The 14,300-nt window shown below is 63.8% G+C and carries 17 protein-coding genes and 1 riboswitch; of the genes, 6 read left to right on the top strand and 11 right to left on the bottom strand.

Features of this window, described 5'->3' with window-relative positions; all coding sequences use genetic code 11:
* Window position 1 precedes the first annotated feature (1 nt).
* Both fahA and hmgA read right to left on the bottom strand, forming a co-directional pair.
* Window positions 2-1,312, bottom strand: coding sequence for a fumarylacetoacetase (fahA, locus tag G3N95_RS12845; RefSeq protein ID WP_205970370.1), 1,311 nt, complete (start codon window positions 1,310-1,312; stop codon window positions 2-4).
* On the bottom strand, window positions 1,309-2,631 hold the full coding sequence (hmgA, locus tag G3N95_RS12840) for a homogentisate 1,2-dioxygenase (protein ID WP_205970369.1): 1,323 nt from the start codon (window positions 2,629-2,631) through the stop codon (window positions 1,309-1,311). The genes fahA and hmgA overlap by 4 nt, the downstream gene beginning before the upstream one ends.
* 232 nt (window positions 2,632-2,863) lie before the next feature.
* On the opposite strand from hmgA, the gene G3N95_RS12835 reads away from it, so the two are divergent.
* A complete protein-coding gene (locus G3N95_RS12835; RefSeq protein ID WP_205970368.1) occupies window positions 2,864-3,694 on the top strand; it encodes an EAL domain-containing protein in 831 nt (276 codons plus the stop codon).
* Window positions 3,695-3,700: 6 nt separating this feature from the next.
* Here G3N95_RS12835 and G3N95_RS12830 read toward each other — a convergent pair whose 3' ends face one another.
* The gene (locus G3N95_RS12830; protein WP_205970367.1) at window positions 3,701-4,486 is read right to left on the bottom strand and encodes an IclR family transcriptional regulator; all 786 of its coding nucleotides are present in this window, start codon (window positions 4,484-4,486) and stop codon (window positions 3,701-3,703) included.
* A 158-nt stretch (window positions 4,487-4,644) separates the two neighbouring features.
* Here G3N95_RS12830 and G3N95_RS12825 point away from each other — a divergent pair, with 158 nt between their 5' ends.
* Window positions 4,645-5,835 carry an acyl-CoA dehydrogenase gene (locus tag G3N95_RS12825; protein ID WP_205970366.1) on the top strand — a complete coding sequence of 397 codons (1,191 nt, stop codon included), beginning with the start codon at window positions 4,645-4,647 and terminating at the stop codon, window positions 5,833-5,835.
* 91 nt (window positions 5,836-5,926) lie between these two features.
* Here the strand turns inward: G3N95_RS12825 and G3N95_RS12820 are convergent, their stop codons facing one another.
* Window positions 5,927-6,565 (bottom strand): peroxiredoxin, encoded by a 639-nt coding sequence (locus G3N95_RS12820; protein ID WP_205970365.1) that lies wholly within the window; start codon window positions 6,563-6,565, stop codon window positions 5,927-5,929.
* A gap of 383 nt (window positions 6,566-6,948) precedes the next feature.
* Between G3N95_RS12820 and G3N95_RS12815 the strand changes: the two genes are divergently transcribed.
* From G3N95_RS12815 to G3N95_RS12805, 3 genes are all read left to right on the top strand, one after another.
* Window positions 6,949-7,251 carry a DUF883 family protein gene (locus tag G3N95_RS12815; protein ID WP_007584918.1) on the top strand — a complete coding sequence of 101 codons (303 nt, stop codon included), beginning with the start codon at window positions 6,949-6,951 and terminating at the stop codon, window positions 7,249-7,251.
* A gap of 119 nt (window positions 7,252-7,370) precedes the next feature.
* Window positions 7,371-7,754: a phage holin family protein gene (locus G3N95_RS12810; RefSeq protein ID WP_205970364.1), complete on the top strand. Its 384-nt coding sequence runs from the start codon at window positions 7,371-7,373 to the stop codon at window positions 7,752-7,754.
* 45 nt (window positions 7,755-7,799) lie between these two features.
* Window positions 7,800-8,285: a DUF3318 domain-containing protein gene (locus G3N95_RS12805; protein WP_205970363.1), complete on the top strand. Its 486-nt coding sequence runs from the start codon at window positions 7,800-7,802 to the stop codon at window positions 8,283-8,285.
* A gap of 30 nt (window positions 8,286-8,315) precedes the next feature.
* Here G3N95_RS12805 and G3N95_RS12800 read toward each other — a convergent pair whose 3' ends face one another.
* The 7 genes from G3N95_RS12800 to glyA all read right to left on the bottom strand — a co-directional run bounded on the left by G3N95_RS12800 (window position 8,316) and on the right by glyA (window position 13,040).
* Window positions 8,316-8,735 (bottom strand): type IV pilin protein, encoded by a 420-nt coding sequence (locus tag G3N95_RS12800; protein WP_205970362.1) that lies wholly within the window; start codon window positions 8,733-8,735, stop codon window positions 8,316-8,318.
* A 23-nt stretch (window positions 8,736-8,758) separates the two neighbouring features.
* Entirely contained in the window at window positions 8,759-9,292 is a 534-nt protein-coding gene (locus G3N95_RS12795; RefSeq protein WP_205970361.1) for a hypothetical protein, read from the bottom strand.
* On the bottom strand, window positions 9,289-10,050 hold the full coding sequence (locus G3N95_RS12790; protein ID WP_205970360.1) for a PilW family protein: 762 nt from the start codon (window positions 10,048-10,050) through the stop codon (window positions 9,289-9,291). Before G3N95_RS12790 ends, G3N95_RS12795 begins: the two co-directional genes overlap by 4 nt.
* Before the next feature lie 77 nt (window positions 10,051-10,127).
* Window positions 10,128-10,562: a prepilin-type N-terminal cleavage/methylation domain-containing protein gene (locus G3N95_RS12785; protein ID WP_205970359.1), complete on the bottom strand. Its 435-nt coding sequence runs from the start codon at window positions 10,560-10,562 to the stop codon at window positions 10,128-10,130.
* Window positions 10,559-11,119: a GspH/FimT family pseudopilin gene (locus tag G3N95_RS12780; protein WP_205970358.1), complete on the bottom strand. Its 561-nt coding sequence runs from the start codon at window positions 11,117-11,119 to the stop codon at window positions 10,559-10,561. Before G3N95_RS12780 ends, G3N95_RS12785 begins: the two co-directional genes overlap by 4 nt.
* A 172-nt stretch (window positions 11,120-11,291) precedes the next feature.
* On the bottom strand, window positions 11,292-11,786 hold the full coding sequence (nrdR, locus tag G3N95_RS12775; RefSeq protein ID WP_205970357.1) for a transcriptional regulator NrdR: 495 nt from the start codon (window positions 11,784-11,786) through the stop codon (window positions 11,292-11,294).
* 6 nt (window positions 11,787-11,792) lie between these two features.
* Entirely contained in the window at window positions 11,793-13,040 is a 1,248-nt protein-coding gene (glyA, locus tag G3N95_RS12770) for a serine hydroxymethyltransferase (RefSeq protein WP_205970356.1), read from the bottom strand.
* Between the two features lie 184 nt (window positions 13,041-13,224).
* Window positions 13,225-13,339, bottom strand: a riboswitch (ZMP/ZTP riboswitch).
* 202 nt (window positions 13,340-13,541) lie between these two features.
* Here glyA and ydfG point away from each other — a divergent pair.
* Window positions 13,542-14,288, top strand: a complete 747-nt coding sequence (gene ydfG / locus G3N95_RS12765; protein ID WP_205970355.1) for a bifunctional NADP-dependent 3-hydroxy acid dehydrogenase/3-hydroxypropionate dehydrogenase YdfG — start codon at window positions 13,542-13,544, stop codon at window positions 14,286-14,288.
* Window positions 14,289-14,300 lie beyond the last annotated feature (12 nt).

Raw genomic sequence — 14,300 nt, 5'->3', positions numbered from 1 at the left:
TTCAGCGCTGCGCCGGTACGACCTCGCCGACGCAGGTACCGAAGCCGACGCGATATCCGTCGCCCTGGCACCATCCGGCGAGCGTCAGTTCGTCACCGTCTTCGATGAACGCGCGCGTGCCGCCGCCCTTAAGCTGCAGCGGATTCTTGCCGTTCCACGTCAGTTCGAGCAGGCTGCCGAACGAATCGTCCGTCGGTCCGCTGATCGTGCCCGAACCCATCAGATCGCCGACACGCGTATTGCAGCCCGACACCGTGTGATGTGCGAGCTGCTGCGCCATCGTCCAGTACATGTGACGGAAGCTGGTGCGCGAGATCGTCGTCGCTTCCTTCGCGGCCTTTGGCTTCAGCAGCACTTCGAGCGAGATATCGAAGCCATGTTCGCCGCCGTGACGCAGATAGTCGAGCGGCTGCGGATCCTGCACAGGCTGCGCGACGCGGAACGGTTCAAGCGCATCGAGCGTGACGATCCACGGCGAGATCGTGGTCGCGAAGCCTTTGGAATTGAACGGCCCGAGCGGCACGTATTCCCATTGCTGGATGTCGCGGGCGCTCCAGTCGTTCAGCAGCACCATGCCGAAGATATGATCCTCCGCCTGCTCGCAGGGGATAGGTTCGCCCAGCACATTGCCGCGTCCGACGAAGAAACCCGTCTCCAGTTCGATATCGAGCTTGCGGCACGCGCCGAACACCGGCCGCTCCTGATCGGGCAGCTTCAACTGCCCGTTGGGACGGCGCACGGGCGTGCCGCTCACCACCACTGACGACGCCCGTCCGTTGTACCCGATCGGAATCTCCAGCCAGTTGGGCAGCAGCGCATTCTTCGGATCGCGGAACATCGAGCCGACGTTCGTCGCGTGTTCCTTCGACGAATAGAAATCCGTGTAGCCCGGAATCTGTACGGGCAGATGCAGCGTCGCGTCGGCCTGGCGGATCAGCGCGCGGTTGCGCAGTTCGGCGTCGTCGCGCAGCGTGGCGTTATCGCGCGACAACAGCTTGCTCAACTGGATTCGCACGCTGCGCCACGTATCGCGGCCCAGTGCGATGAAGTCGTTCAACGCGTCGCGCACGAACACGCTGTCGCCGGCGCCCGACGACGGCACCGTCAGCAGGCCCGCGCTTTCGAGCGCAGCCAGATCGACGATGTCATCGCCAATCGCGACGCCGACCCGGCGAGTCGCGTTCAGTCCGTTGGTGAAGATGCCGAACGGCAGGTTCTGGATCGAAAAATCACAGGACGGATCGTTCGCCGATTCGATCCAACTCTTGCGCGACGCGTCGAGCGTCGCCTGAAGATCGCTCAATGCGTTCATCGTTGCTCCGGGTTGAAGTGTTTCTTGAGACCTTGCCAGCATTCGAAGTAATGCGCCTGAAGCTGCGCCGTTTCGAGCGCGAAGCGGGTCGGTTTGATGAGCGTGCGCGTTTCGAACATGAAGGCCATCGTGTTGTCGACCTTGTTCGGCTTGCTCGTGTCGATGTTCGACGCCTTCTCGAACGTGTCGGCGTCCGGGCCGTGGCCCGACATGCAGTTGTGCAGGCTCGCGCCGCCGGGCACGAAGCCTTCCGCCTTCGCGTCGTACGCGCCATGCACGAGCCCCATGAACTCGCTCGCGACATTGCGGTGAAACCAGGGCGGACGGAACGTATCTTCGGCGGCGAGCCAGCGCGGCGGGAAGATCACGAAGTCGATCGAATCGACGCCCGGCGTGTCGCTCTGCGATTGCAGCACGAGGAAGATCGACGGGTCCGGATGGTCGTAGCTGATCGAGCCGATCGTGTTGAAGTGGCGCAGATCGTATTTGCACGGCGCGAAGTTGCCATGCCATGCGACCACGTCGAGCGGCGAGTGGCCGATGTCCGCGCGCCACAAGTGACCGTTCATCTTCGCGACCAGTTCGAAGTCGCCTTCGCGGTCTTCATAGGCGGCGTGCGGCGTGAGGAAGTCGCGCGGATTCGCGAGTCCGTTCGAGCCGATCGGCCCGAGGTCGGGTAAGCGCAGCAGCGCGCCGAAGTTTTCGCAGATGTAGCCGCTCGCGCGACCGTCCGGCAGCGCCACCGAAAAACGCACGCCGCGCGGAATCACCGCGATCTCGAACGGCTCGATATCGAGCTTGCCCATTTCCGTGAAGATCGACAGGCGCCCAGCCTGCGGCACGATCAGCAGTTCGCCGTCGGCGTTGTAGAAGAAGCGGTCTTGCATCGACTGGTTGGCCGCATACACGTGGATCGCGCAGCCGCTCATCGCTTCCGCCGAGCCGTTGCCCGCCATCGTCACCCAGCCGTCGATGAAATCGGTCGGCTCGGTCGGCATCGGCAGCGGATCCCAGCGTAGCTGGTTGGGCGGCGTCGGCGGGACCTCGGCGAAATTCGCCACGAGCCGGTGCGACGGCAACGCCGTGAACGGCTGATGCACGGCCGCCGGCCGGATGCGGTACAGCCACGAGCGCCGGTTGTGGCCTCGCGGCGCGGTGAACGCGGTGCCCGACAGTTGCTCCGCGTAGAGCCCGTACGGCGCGCGCTGCGGCGAATTGCGGCCTTGCGGCAGCGCGCCGGGTAACGCCTCGGTGGCGAATTCATTGGCGAAGCCCGACTGGTAGCCCGGCTGTATTTCGCGTCGTGTGCTCGATTCCATGCAGTGATCTCCGTGAATGCTTTGGCCGCGTGCTCGCGCATCGCCGCCGACGTTTTACGAATAGTAAAACAGATTATGATTAGTGAAATTAACGTTAACCCCGAGTTGGGCCACGAGCGCCACACGAACGGCGAAATCCATATCAGTATTTGGTGCATGAAAGAGCGGCCGCCGCTGCTACCATCGAATCATGCGGCGTCCGCCGCGATCCCAGTCCGCTCCCCACGTATTCATGATTCCGCTGACCATCCCCGAACTCGTCGAACGCGCCTCCACTCACCCGTTTCTCGGGGAGCATCTAAGAATGGGCGCTGGCCCGCGCAGCGGCGAGGCCATCGCGACTTACGGCGACGTCGAAATCGGCAGCAGCTACGAACCGATCTTCGACATCTCGGTGCATGCGCTTGCGCAGTCGTTATCGTCGTCGCCGGACAGCGCGGACCGTTTCGGCGACGAACTCGGCGTCCAGGCGGTCACACAACTGGTCGACGGCACGCCGCTCGACGCGTTCGACCCGTTCGATCACGTACCCGACGACCAGCAACTGGTGGCGCTCGACCGCATGTCGCGCGCAATGCACTCCATCAACTTCTTCGGCCCGCAGCGGCACGGCCTGCTGTTCCTGCGCGTGCACGAGCGGTTGCTGAAAAGCGTGCGCTACGATCACGGCCGACATTTCTCGACCGTGCTCATGTCGTTTGGGTTGAATCCGTCGCGGGTGGTGATCGAATTGCCGCCCGCTGCGGTCGCGCATCGGACGTTTCTTGGTTATCTGACCAAGAGCTATCAGCACTATGGATTCAAGGTGGCCGGCAACCTGCCGAACGCGGGGCAGATCCTGTCCGTGTCGGACATGGCGAGACTGGATTTCGTCAAGATGGACGCCGCTTCGGCGTTGCGCGATTCGATGGTGAAGCCGCTGGTCAGCTATGCGAATCGGCTCAAGATTCCGTTGATCTTCAATCGCGTGGCGACGGAAGCGCAGTTCGATCTTCTGCAGCAGTACGACGTGCGATTCGTGCAGGGACCGCTATTCGTCGTGCACGAGAACCGGACGGCTTGAGATTATTCAAGGACTGTCGCCCAGCCGGCGCGCGAGCGCCTTCAATCGTGGCGCGACCATTTCCCGAAACACGCTCTCCCCCATCGACGACGCCGGCCCGCTGCAACTCAACACGAGCAGGCGGCCGTCGCGCGGATCGCTGAACGGCACGGCCACGGCGTTCACATCGTCGTGCCAGTCGCGGAACGAATAGCAGCATCCTTCGCTCGCGTAGGCGTCGATTTCCTTTTGCGCCTGCGCGACCAACGCCGCGCCTTCGTCGCCCGCTGCGCGCTCCAATTCGTCGAGCAATGCGGCCCGCACGTCGGCGGGCTGGACGGCGAGATACGCGCGCCCCATCGAACTCGTCAGCATCGACAACTTCGAACCCGATGCGAGGCCGAGCGTCAGCGCCGTCTCGCTGCGGATCGTCTCCAGATAAATCATGTCGAGTCCGTCGCGACAGCCGAGCGACACCGCCGCGCCGACCTCGCGCGCGAAATTGCGCATGTGCGGGCGCGCGAGTTCGAGCGTGTCGGTGCCCGACAGCAGCGCGAAGCCGAGCGACAGCACGCCGGCGTCGAGCGCGTACTTGCCGAGCGCCTCGTCGAAGCGCAGATAGCCGAGCACCGTCAGCGTGTACGCGAGCCGGTTCACCGTCGCCTTCGGCAGGCCCGTGCGCTCGACGAAGTCGCGATTGCCGAGCAGCGTCTCGCCAGGCCGGAACGCGCGCAGCAAATCGAGCCCGCGAGCCAGCGCGACGACGAACTTGCGCTCGTCGACGGCATCGGACGTGCGTGCGGACACGGACATCGCGGAACTTGGGGATGTTGTGGATGCAGGTTTCGACATCGGGTGCTACACTCAATCGTCGTTTTGCAAAACATTGTTTCGCAGAGCGGAACTCAAGTCAAGCATTCGGACGGGAATCTGGACGAAAGCGCCCCTTCTCGTCGACAAGGAGATACGTCATGGCAGCCGCCGCGCAATTTCACTGGGAAGACCCGCTGCTCCTGAACCAGCAGCTCACGGAAGAAGAACGCATGGTGCGCGACGCCGCAGAGGCTTACGCGCAGGACAAGCTCGCGCCTCGCGTGCTCGACGCGTTCCGCAACGAGAAGACGGACATCGCGATCTTCCGCGAAATGGGCGAACTCGGTCTGCTCGGCCCGACCATTCCCGAGCAATACGGCGGCCCCGGCCTGAACTATGTGAGCTACGGGCTGATCGCACGCGAAGTCGAGCGCGTGGATTCGGGCTATCGCTCGATGATGTCGGTGCAGTCGTCGCTGGTGATGGTCCCGATCTTCGAGTTCGGCTCCGACGCGCAGAAGGACAAATACCTGCCGAAGCTCGCTTCGGGCGAGTGGATCGGCTGCTTCGGCCTGACCGAGCCGAACCATGGCTCCGATCCGGGCAGCATGGTCACGCGCGCGAAGAAAGTCGACGGCGGCTATTCGCTGTCCGGCGCGAAGATGTGGATCACCAATTCGCCGATCGCGGACGTGTTCGTCGTCTGGGCGCAGCTCGAAACGGACGGCAAGGACGAGATTCGCGGCTTCATTCTTGAGAAAGGCTGGAAGGGTTTGAGCGCGCCCGCGATCCACGGCAAGGTCGGCCTGCGTGCGTCGATCACGGGTGAGATCGTTCTCGATGAAGTGTTCGTGCCTGAAGAAAATCTGATGCCGGGCGTGAAAGGTCTGCGTGGACCGTTCACCTGTCTGAACTCGGCGCGTTATGGCATCGCGTGGGGCGCGCTCGGCGCGGCGGAATCCTGCTGGCACACGGCGCGTCAGTACACGCTCGACCGCAAGCAGTTTGGCCGCCCGCTCGCCGCCAACCAGCTGATCCAGAAGAAGCTCGCCGACATGCAGACGGAAATCACACTCGGCCTGCAAGGCGTGCTGCGCCTTGGCCGGATGAAGGACGAAGGCACGGCGGCCGTCGAAATCACGTCGATCATGAAGCGCAATTCATGCGGCAAGGCGCTCGACATCGCGCGCATGGCGCGTGACATGCTGGGCGGCAACGGCATTTCGGACGAATTCGGCGTCGCGCGGCATCTGGTGAATCTGGAAGTGGTCAACACGTACGAAGGGACGCACGATATTCACGCGCTGATTCTCGGACGCGCACAGACGGGCATTCAGGCGTTCTTCTGACACCTCCGCCCGCCTCGGACAGCGCCAAAATAACAAGCCCGCGTTCTCAACAAACGCGGGCTTTTCTTTTCGCCTCGTAAGAAGCCGTCGCTTACTTGTTCGGTTGCGGCGTCAAACGCAGATACGGACGCAGCGCCTTGTAGCCCTTCGGGAACTTGCGCTTGATCTCTTCTTCGTCCTTGAGCGACGGCACGATCACGACATCGTCGCCATGTTTCCAATTGCCGGGCGTGGCGACCTGATAGTTATCCGTCAGCTGCAGCGAGTCGATCACGCGCAGCACTTCGTCGAAGTTACGGCCCGTGCTGGCCGGGTACGTGATGATCAGTCGCACCTTCTTTTTCGGGTCGATGATGAACAGCGAACGCACGGTCAGCGTTTCGTTCGCGTTCGGATGGATCATGTCGTACAGCTGCGAAACCTTGCGGTCGCCGTCGGCGAGAATCGGAAAGCCAACGTTCGCGGCCTGCGTCTCGTTGATGTCCTTGATCCATTCGCCGTGCGATTCCTTGCTGTCGACGGACAGCGCGATCGTCTTCACGTTGCGCTTCTCGAATTCGCTCGCGAGCTTTGCGGTCAGGCCCAGTTCCGTCGTGCAGACGGGCGTGAAGTCGGCCGGGTGCGAAAACAGAACGCCCCAGCTGTCACCCAGCCATTCGTGGAAACTGATGCGGCCAATGCTCGACTCCTGCTCGAAATCGGGTGCGACGTCGCCAAGACGTAGACTCATAGTGCAGCTCCTAGAAGTGTTCGAATGTTTCGCCAGGCTCGGCCCGGTCGAGGGGTACAAATTAGAGCATAAGGGACGGGAGCATGCACTTCTAACGAACATTCGCTAAAACGCTTATCAGTTTTTGTAATTTTCTCGCCGATGTACGAAACTTAGCGGGACAGATCAGCTCCATCAAACGGTGGAGTGCTCTGCACGGCCATGAGCGTAAACGTTCGAAACGGGCGATATGAAACGCACGCGATGTTCGGGAACGCTTCATGCGACCGCGTTCGGGAAATTGCGCGCGATTTGCGCGTAACCCATGCGCACGGCCCGCTGGCTCGCCAGCGGCCGTTTCTTTGGTTACGATTCACGCGTAGCGTGCACGAAGGGAGCAGTCAATGTCGGAAGTCAACAAGGAGAGATTGATGTCGGATATCAAAACCGTACTCGCAGACGCGGAAGATCTGCTGAAGCAGGCCGCGAGCGCCACCGGCGAACGCGCTTCTGAACTGCGCGAGACGGCGCTCTCGCGTCTCAAGCAGGCGAAGGAAAAGGCAGCCGACGTGCAGGTCGTGGTCGTCGAGAAAGGCAAGAAAGCCGCTCGCGCCACCGACGACTATGTCCACGAACACCCGTGGGCGTCGATCGGCATCGCAGCCGGAGTGGGCGTGCTGGTTGGCCTGCTGATCAATCGCAAGTAATGCGAGTGGAGCCGCCGGCCGTGCATTCGGCGGCCGGCGCGCTTCGCTGACAGGCGGACGGGCGCGCGCGCCCTGTCCGCGCCTTCTTCGCGCATCCTCGCGCGCAACACGCTGACGCCATGATCGATACACAATCGCAGAGCGGGGACCGCGGACCACTGCGGCGCATTCTCAGTTCGTTCTTTTCGATCCTGCAGACACGGCTCGAACTCATCGGCATCGAACTGGCCGAAGAGAAGGACCGACTGCTGATGGTTCTGTTCATGGGCCTCGCTGCCATGATGCTCGCGACGATGGCCTTGATCGCGCTCACCGCGCTGGTCGCAATCGCGTTCTGGGACACCTACCGTTGGCAGGCACTCGCCGGCATCACGCTCGTCTATGCGATCCTGGCGATCGTCTGCGCGTTGAAAGCGCGCAGCGGCTTGCACAACGCACCGATGATCTTCGAAGCCACGCTTCACGAGTTTGAGAAAGATCGCGACATTTTCCGCAAACGCTGAACGCAGCGTCCTTCTCTCCCTTGTCCAACGCCATCGATCAACTTCATGAGCCAGGTCCATTCCGATAACGAATTTCGCAGCCGCCGACCGACCGCCAAAGACCTCAGCGCGCCGCATCTGCGCGCGCTGCGCAAGGAACTGCTGATCGTGCGCGCGGACGTCGAGCGCATGGAACTCGCGCAGGCGACCTACGAACTCCGTAATGCGGTCACGCATTTCAGCTGGCTCAAGTTCATCCTGCCGGGCTTCGGCGCGATGAGTTCGATGCCATGGGGACGCCGGCGCGGCGGCGCCGCGAGCGGGATTGGCGCGTTGCTCAAGGAATATCCGCTGATCAGCTCGATCGTGTCGCTGGTGCTCGCCAAGCCGATTCGCAACAGCGTGCTCGGCGTGGCGAAGCCCACGCTCAAGTGGGGCAGCCTCGGCCTCGCGGCCTGGGAAGCGTTTCGCATCTATCAGCAGGTGAAGCGCGAATCGCGCAAACCGGCGGCCTCCACGGCGTCGGACGACGCCGATATGAACCCGCCCTGACGGGACGCGCGTCGTCGATATCTTTCCCATCTAGCGCGCGCTCCAGCAGTCGTCAGGGGCGGCGCCTGCTGCACCCCGATTGTTCCTCAAGCCCGTTGCATCGAGTATGAATGTGCCGCACGCGTCGCCGGCCATCGGACCGTTTTCGAGCGGCTGGGCTTCGAGCGCATAGCCACCGTTGGTCTCGTCGGCGGGCAGAATGCGCAGCCGGTAGATTGCCCTTCCCGCTTGCGGCGCCTGATCGAAACCGGACGGCAACGGTGCACCATCTGCGCGCACGGCGGACTCGGCGAACTGCGCCGCGCGAAACAGCGCGGACGCGGCATCGGTTCGGTGCGCCTTCGCAATATGGTCGCGATACGACGGCATCGCGAAAGCGGCGAACGTCGCTGCGATCGCCAGTGCGACAACCAGTTCTAGCAGGGAAAAGGCGTGCGTGTTCGGCTTCATGTCGACGCTCATAAGATGTGCACTCAGAAGGGACGCGCGGCAATACGGCGCCAATGTTTTTCCACCACGCTGCCGTCGATTACCAGTTGCAGTTGCAGCCACATCTGCGAATCCGCGCTGCGACCGTAGCCTCTCGCGGTGACGAGAAAGGCCTGTGCGTTAGCGCGATTCGACAATCGCCATGTCTCGATCAGGCATTGCGGAGCGCGGACCGATAGCGACACAGGCCACGATGCGAACGGCGTGATCGCGCTGGATTCGAACGTCGTCTGCGACTTCCATCCAACCGGCTCGCCGCTTGCTCCCTGTACAGGCGATACGCCTGTGAGCGATCCGTTGACGAGATTGCGGGCGCACGCGGTCAGAGCCGAGTCCGCCGCATGCAATGCGATCAGATGATCGCCAATGCCTGCCGCGTTGCGCGCCGCCGCCACCGTCTGCTCGAACCATGCGGCCGACGTCGTCAGCATCATGGCGGCGATCAGCAACACGACGGGTAGCGCAATGCCCTGGCTGCGTGCGCGCAGTCGCCGCGATCTGCATTGAAAAGGGATCATGTTGCGCCTCCCTCGATGTTGCGTATCGCGACGCGCCGCCAGAATGCGCGTCTCACGCGCATGTCCGAACCGACCGCCGACACGCCGTCGCAATCGACGTAGCCAGTTCGCGCGTTCTGCGGCGTGCCCCGAACCAGCACGCAAAGATCGACGGCAACGACGTTGGCCCATTGCGCGGGTGCCAACGCCGCCGCGTCCGCCGCCGACGATGCACCCGCGAGCCAATACCGCAAGCGCACGCGCTCAACGCCTTCGACGAGCGGCTGCGAAGAATTGGCCTTCCCCGTGCCTTCGCAATACAGCTCCGGCTCACCTGTGGAGCTGCTCGTCTTCGCATAGAAGCGGTTGACGACAGGCGCGCCAGGCGCATCGGCGTCCGTCTTCGTGACGCCCTGGCCGAGACAGTCTGTCGCGAGCCCCGTCGTGGACGGCCATGTCGAGACGCTGTCGGCGACATAACGCACTGCGACCCCGTCCGAATGTGTCGCGAGAGACTCGCAGGTCGGATTGTCGTCCGTACCGATCGGCCTTCCACCCGTGCAGCCGAATAGCGCGGGCCGCGCGGAATACGGGCGTGGCATGTCGGCGGAAACGAAACCTGCCATCTGCAACTGCTCGCCGATCAGCGTCAGCGCGCTCATCGCCGCTTCGTGGATCTGCGCTGCGTCGGCCGCCCGTGCAAAGGCGATTCGCTGCGAGCGGTACAGCGACACCACGCCCGCCGTCACGATCAGTCCGAGCGCGAGCGCGATCGTCATCTCAAGAAGCGTGTGACCGCATGCGTGTCCGAAGCGCCTTTGCCAACCGCATGCACGCGTGAAAGAGACACGTGCTTTCATCGTGAGAACGCGATGGCAACGCACTGCATGCCTCGCGGCACATCGACGTCGCCGCACGACGCAGGCGCATCGATTGTGTCACCGGGATTCGCGATGCCGCGCGGCGTGCTTGCCTGCCACGCCCATGTCACTCGGGAGAACGCAAGGTCAATCCCGGCGTTTATGCCGACGTCGCCTTTCGGCAGCAGGCTCGCTGCACGGGTCTTCCATTGACTGGTCGAGGCTTCGTTGGGGCTCGGCGCGCGCGCCGCCTCTGCGATGGCATCCGCAACAAGTGCCGCCTGCGCACGATAAGACATGGCTCGCGCATCGCGTGCGATCGCCAGCTGGACGGCGATCAGGCCAAGCACAGTCACAGCCGTCACGGCCACGGCAACCAGCACTTCGATCAATGTCTGGCCGCGCTGCAATGAGAGAAGCGCGCGCGTCATGCCGTTGCTCCGCATGCGCCGTCAGCGATGCGCGCACGTCCGCCCGCCGCGATGCGAATGCAGCGCCGCCAGTCCTTGCCTTGCGTCGCCTTCGAATCGGCGCGCGGACCGATATCGAAGCTGCGGAAGCTGCCGTTGACCTGGCCTGCGGGCGGCGTGAACGTCAGATTGGTGAGCGCGCCCGCGATGCTGACCGACGCGAGATCGGGCTGCACGCGCAACGGATAGAAGCCGCTCGCGCGCTCGATCATCACGGCCCACCCGCACGACCAGTCGACGACACCCGTCTTGCACGGCTGCGCCGTAGTGAGGCAATGACGCGCGGCGTCGACGCGGCACACGGTCACGCGTGCGCCCCGGCGCAACGCCTCGCCGCGTGCGTAACTGAGCGTGGCCAGCAGCGCGCGTGCGCGAGCGTCGACCTGATCGCGCACGTGCCACGCGACGAACGACGGCACCGTCAACGTCGCGATGATCGCCAGCAGTGCGATCACCACGAGCGTTTCGAACAGCGTGAAGCCACGGCGTGCGCGCCGCGTATGAGCATCCCGTTTCATCAGCATTCCTCGATTTTCGCCAAGAACGCGATGACTCTAACGGCGTGCAGGAACGCCAACAATTAGCCGGATGGCCAGGTGGCGGGCGCGCGAATTCCTGCACGAAAATGCCCGTGCATCAAGTGAATTCGCGGCAGAACTTCAGGGAGAGAAAATGCGGATGCGCGAACAATCAGCGCTTGCGGGTAGGCTTCGCGGGCGCGGCCGGAGGAGCGTTCATCCGGCGAAACTCTTCAATGACGTCTTCGAATTCGGAGACGTCTTCGAAGCGCCGGTAGACGGAAGCAAAGCGCACGTACGCAATGGTGTCGAGCGCGCGCAGTTCGTTCATCACGAGTTCGCCGAGGCGCTCGCTGCGCACTTCGCGCTCGCCGCTGCCAAGCAGCTGATATTCGATGCGCGACGCGGCGGCATCGATGGCGTCGGCAGCAACTGGACGCTTGCGCAGCGCCAGTTGCATGCTAGCCACGATCTTGCGGCGATCGAATTCCGTGCGGCTGCCGTCCTTCTTCACGACCGAGGGCAACGCCAGCTCGACCCGCTCGTACGTCGTAAAACGCTTGTCGCAGGCCGGGCAGCGCCGGCGGCGCCGGATCGCGGCGCCGTCCTCGGACACACGCGAGTCGACAACCTGCGTGTCGTCATGCCGGCAGAAGGGGCAGCGCATGGCGGCTTAGCGGTAAACCGGGAAACGCTGCGTCAGCTCGGCGACCTGCGCGCGCACGCGCTCGATCGTCGCCGTGTCTTCCGGGTTGTCCAGCACGTCGGCGATCAGGAAGCCGACCTGCTCGGCTTCCTTCGTGCCGAAGCCGCGCGTCGTCATCGCGGGCGAACCCAGACGCACGCCGCTCGTCACGAACGGCTTTTCCGGATCGTTCGGAATCGCGTTCTTGTTGACGGTGATGTGCGCCGCGCCGAGCGCCGCTTCCGCTGCCTTGCCCGTGATCTTCTTCGCGCGCAGGTCGACCAGCATCACGTGGCTTTCCGTTCGGCCCGAGACGATGCGCAGGCCGCGCTTGACGAGCGTTTCAGCCAGCACGCGCGCGTTCTCGACCACGCGTTGCTGGTATTCCTTGAATTCGGGCGCCAGCGCTTCCTTGAACGCGACGGCCTTGCCCGCGATCACATGCATCAGCGGACCACCCTGGATGCCCGGGAAGATTGCCGAGTTGATCTGCTTCTCGAATTCGGCCTTCATCAGGATCACGCCGCCGCGCGGGCCGCGCAGGCTCTTGTGGGTGGTCGTGGTGACGAAGTCGGCGAACGGCACCGGGTTCGGGTAGACGCCTGCCGCGATCAGGCCGGCGTAGTGCGCCATGTCGACCATCAGATACGCGCCGACCGACTTCGCGATCTTCGACAGACGCTCGAAGTCGATGCGCAGCGCGAACGCCGATGCGCCCGCGACGATGATCTTCGGCTTGTGTTCCTGGGCGAGCTTCTCGGCCGCTTCGTAGTCGATGTCTTCGGCTTCGTTCAGGCCGTAGCTGACCACGTTGAACCACTTGCCCGACATGTTGACGGGCGAGCCGTGCGTCAGGTGGCCGCCGTGCGCGAGGCTCATGCCCATGATCGTGTCGCCCGGCTTGAGCATCGCGAAGAACACGCCCTGGTTGGCCTGCGAGCCCGAGTTCGGCTGGACGTTCGCGGCTTCCGCGCCGAACAGCTGCTTCACGCGGTCGATCGCGAGCTGCTCGACGACGTCGACGTATTCGCAGCCGCCGTAGTAGCGCTTGCCCGGGTAGCCTTCGGCGTACTTGTTGGTGAGCTGCGAGCCCTGCGCGGCCATCACGGCCGGGCTCGTGTAGTTTTCCGACGCGATCAGTTCGATGTGCTCTTCCTGACGGCGGTTTTCGTCCTGGATGGCGTTCCAGATTTCCGGATCGACGTTGGCGATGGTGCTTTGGGCTCTGTCAAACATGCTGGTTCCGTTAAGTGTGTTCAGGTTGACCGGATCGTGCGCAGGTCGTGTGCCGGGAGCGTAGTAGGTACGCAGCACTGCTGGCCACTGCTGATGGCGGGAGGCTTGACGTGGCGTATGAAGGAGGTGCCGCACACGCGAGTCAGGACAACCACCGGCAGCGCAAACGACGGCGCGCGCGATACATGGCTGCCCAGGCGAACGGCAAAACGGCACCCTGCGCTTCACGGTGGGACGCTCCACCTTGAACCCGTCAGGCTTGACAGCATTGGGTTCTATCGCCAGTCACGCAGGGGTGAGCGCGTTAGTGTATTGGAACCGGGTCGAATAGGCAACCAAGCGGGAGAGCGCCCCGCGCAAGCCGCCCGCAGCCCCGCCATACCGGTGCGGCGACCGCCGGGGGGCCTGCCCGAACGCGCCTTCGCGCGGCGGGGTCATTCTTGCCGCATCGCGCCGTTGGAAGTAGGCTTGTGGCCTTTCTCCACCGACCAGGGAACAGCAATGATCGTGTTCGTCACCGGCGCGTCCGCAGGATTCGGCGCCGCTATCGCCCGGGCTTTCGTCAAAGGCGGCCACCGCGTCGTCGCGACCGCGCGCCGCAAGGACCGTCTTCAGGCGCTCGCCGACGAACTCGGCGACAACCTGCTGCCGTTCGAGCTCGACGTGCGCGACCGCGCGGCCGTCGAAGCCGTCCCCGCCGCGCTGCCCGCCGACTTTGCCGCCGTCGACGTGCTCGTCAACAACGCCGGCCTCGCGCTCGGTCTCGAGCCTGCGCAGCGCGCCGAGCTCGACGACTGGACCACGATGATCGACACCAACTGCACGGGTCTCGTGCAGGTCACGCGCGCGTTCCTGCCGGGCATGATCGAGCGCAATCGCGGACACGTGTTCAATCTGGGCTCGGTGGCGGGCATGTGGCCGTATCCGGGCGGCAACGTGTACGGCGCGACCAAGGCCTTCGTGCGCCAGTTCAGCCTGAATCTGCGCGCGGACCTGCACGGCACGCCCGTCCGCGTGACGGACATCGAGCCGGGACTGTGCGGCGGCACCGAATTTTCGAACGTACGTTTCCGCGGCGACGACGAGAAGGCGGCGAACGTCTACCAGAACGTCCAGCCGCTCACGGCGGAAGACATCGCCGATTCCATCTACTGGATCGCGACGCGTCCCGCGCACGTCAACATCAATACAATCGAGTTGATGCCCGTCGCACAGTCGTTCGCCGGCCTGAACATCCATCGGGGCTAGGCATCGCGAGCG

This window comes from Paraburkholderia sp. Tr-20389, assembly GCF_017104565.1.
Lineage (GTDB): Bacteria > Pseudomonadota > Gammaproteobacteria > Burkholderiales > Burkholderiaceae > Paraburkholderia.
Note: the sequence above shows the minus strand (reverse complement) of the source record. Positions and strands in the feature narration are given on the sequence as shown.

Coding starts and splice junctions, on each gene's coding strand:
- fahA (WP_205970370.1), bottom strand. CDS start 1,312: ATGAACGCATTGAGCGATCTTCAGGCGACGCTCGACGCGTCGCGCAAG.
- hmgA (WP_205970369.1), bottom strand. CDS start 2,631: ATGGAATCGAGCACACGACGCGAAATACAGCCGGGCTACCAGTCGGGC.
- G3N95_RS12835 (WP_205970368.1), top strand. CDS start 2,864: ATGATTCCGCTGACCATCCCCGAACTCGTCGAACGCGCCTCCACTCAC.
- G3N95_RS12830 (WP_205970367.1), bottom strand. CDS start 4,486: ATGTCCGTGTCCGCACGCACGTCCGATGCCGTCGACGAGCGCAAGTTC.
- G3N95_RS12825 (WP_205970366.1), top strand. CDS start 4,645: ATGGCAGCCGCCGCGCAATTTCACTGGGAAGACCCGCTGCTCCTGAAC.
- G3N95_RS12820 (WP_205970365.1), bottom strand. CDS start 6,565: ATGAGTCTACGTCTTGGCGACGTCGCACCCGATTTCGAGCAGGAGTCG.
- G3N95_RS12815 (WP_007584918.1), top strand. CDS start 6,949: ATGTCGGAAGTCAACAAGGAGAGATTGATGTCGGATATCAAAACCGTA.
- G3N95_RS12810 (WP_205970364.1), top strand. CDS start 7,371: ATGATCGATACACAATCGCAGAGCGGGGACCGCGGACCACTGCGGCGC.
- G3N95_RS12805 (WP_205970363.1), top strand. CDS start 7,800: ATGAGCCAGGTCCATTCCGATAACGAATTTCGCAGCCGCCGACCGACC.
- G3N95_RS12800 (WP_205970362.1), bottom strand. CDS start 8,735: ATGAAGCCGAACACGCACGCCTTTTCCCTGCTAGAACTGGTTGTCGCA.
- G3N95_RS12795 (WP_205970361.1), bottom strand. CDS start 9,292: ATGATCCCTTTTCAATGCAGATCGCGGCGACTGCGCGCACGCAGCCAG.
- G3N95_RS12790 (WP_205970360.1), bottom strand. CDS start 10,050: ATGACGATCGCGCTCGCGCTCGGACTGATCGTGACGGCGGGCGTGGTG.
- G3N95_RS12785 (WP_205970359.1), bottom strand. CDS start 10,562: ATGACGCGCGCGCTTCTCTCATTGCAGCGCGGCCAGACATTGATCGAA.
- G3N95_RS12780 (WP_205970358.1), bottom strand. CDS start 11,119: ATGAAACGGGATGCTCATACGCGGCGCGCACGCCGTGGCTTCACGCTG.
- nrdR (WP_205970357.1), bottom strand. CDS start 11,786: ATGCGCTGCCCCTTCTGCCGGCATGACGACACGCAGGTTGTCGACTCG.
- glyA (WP_205970356.1), bottom strand. CDS start 13,040: ATGTTTGACAGAGCCCAAAGCACCATCGCCAACGTCGATCCGGAAATC.
- ydfG (WP_205970355.1), top strand. CDS start 13,542: ATGATCGTGTTCGTCACCGGCGCGTCCGCAGGATTCGGCGCCGCTATC.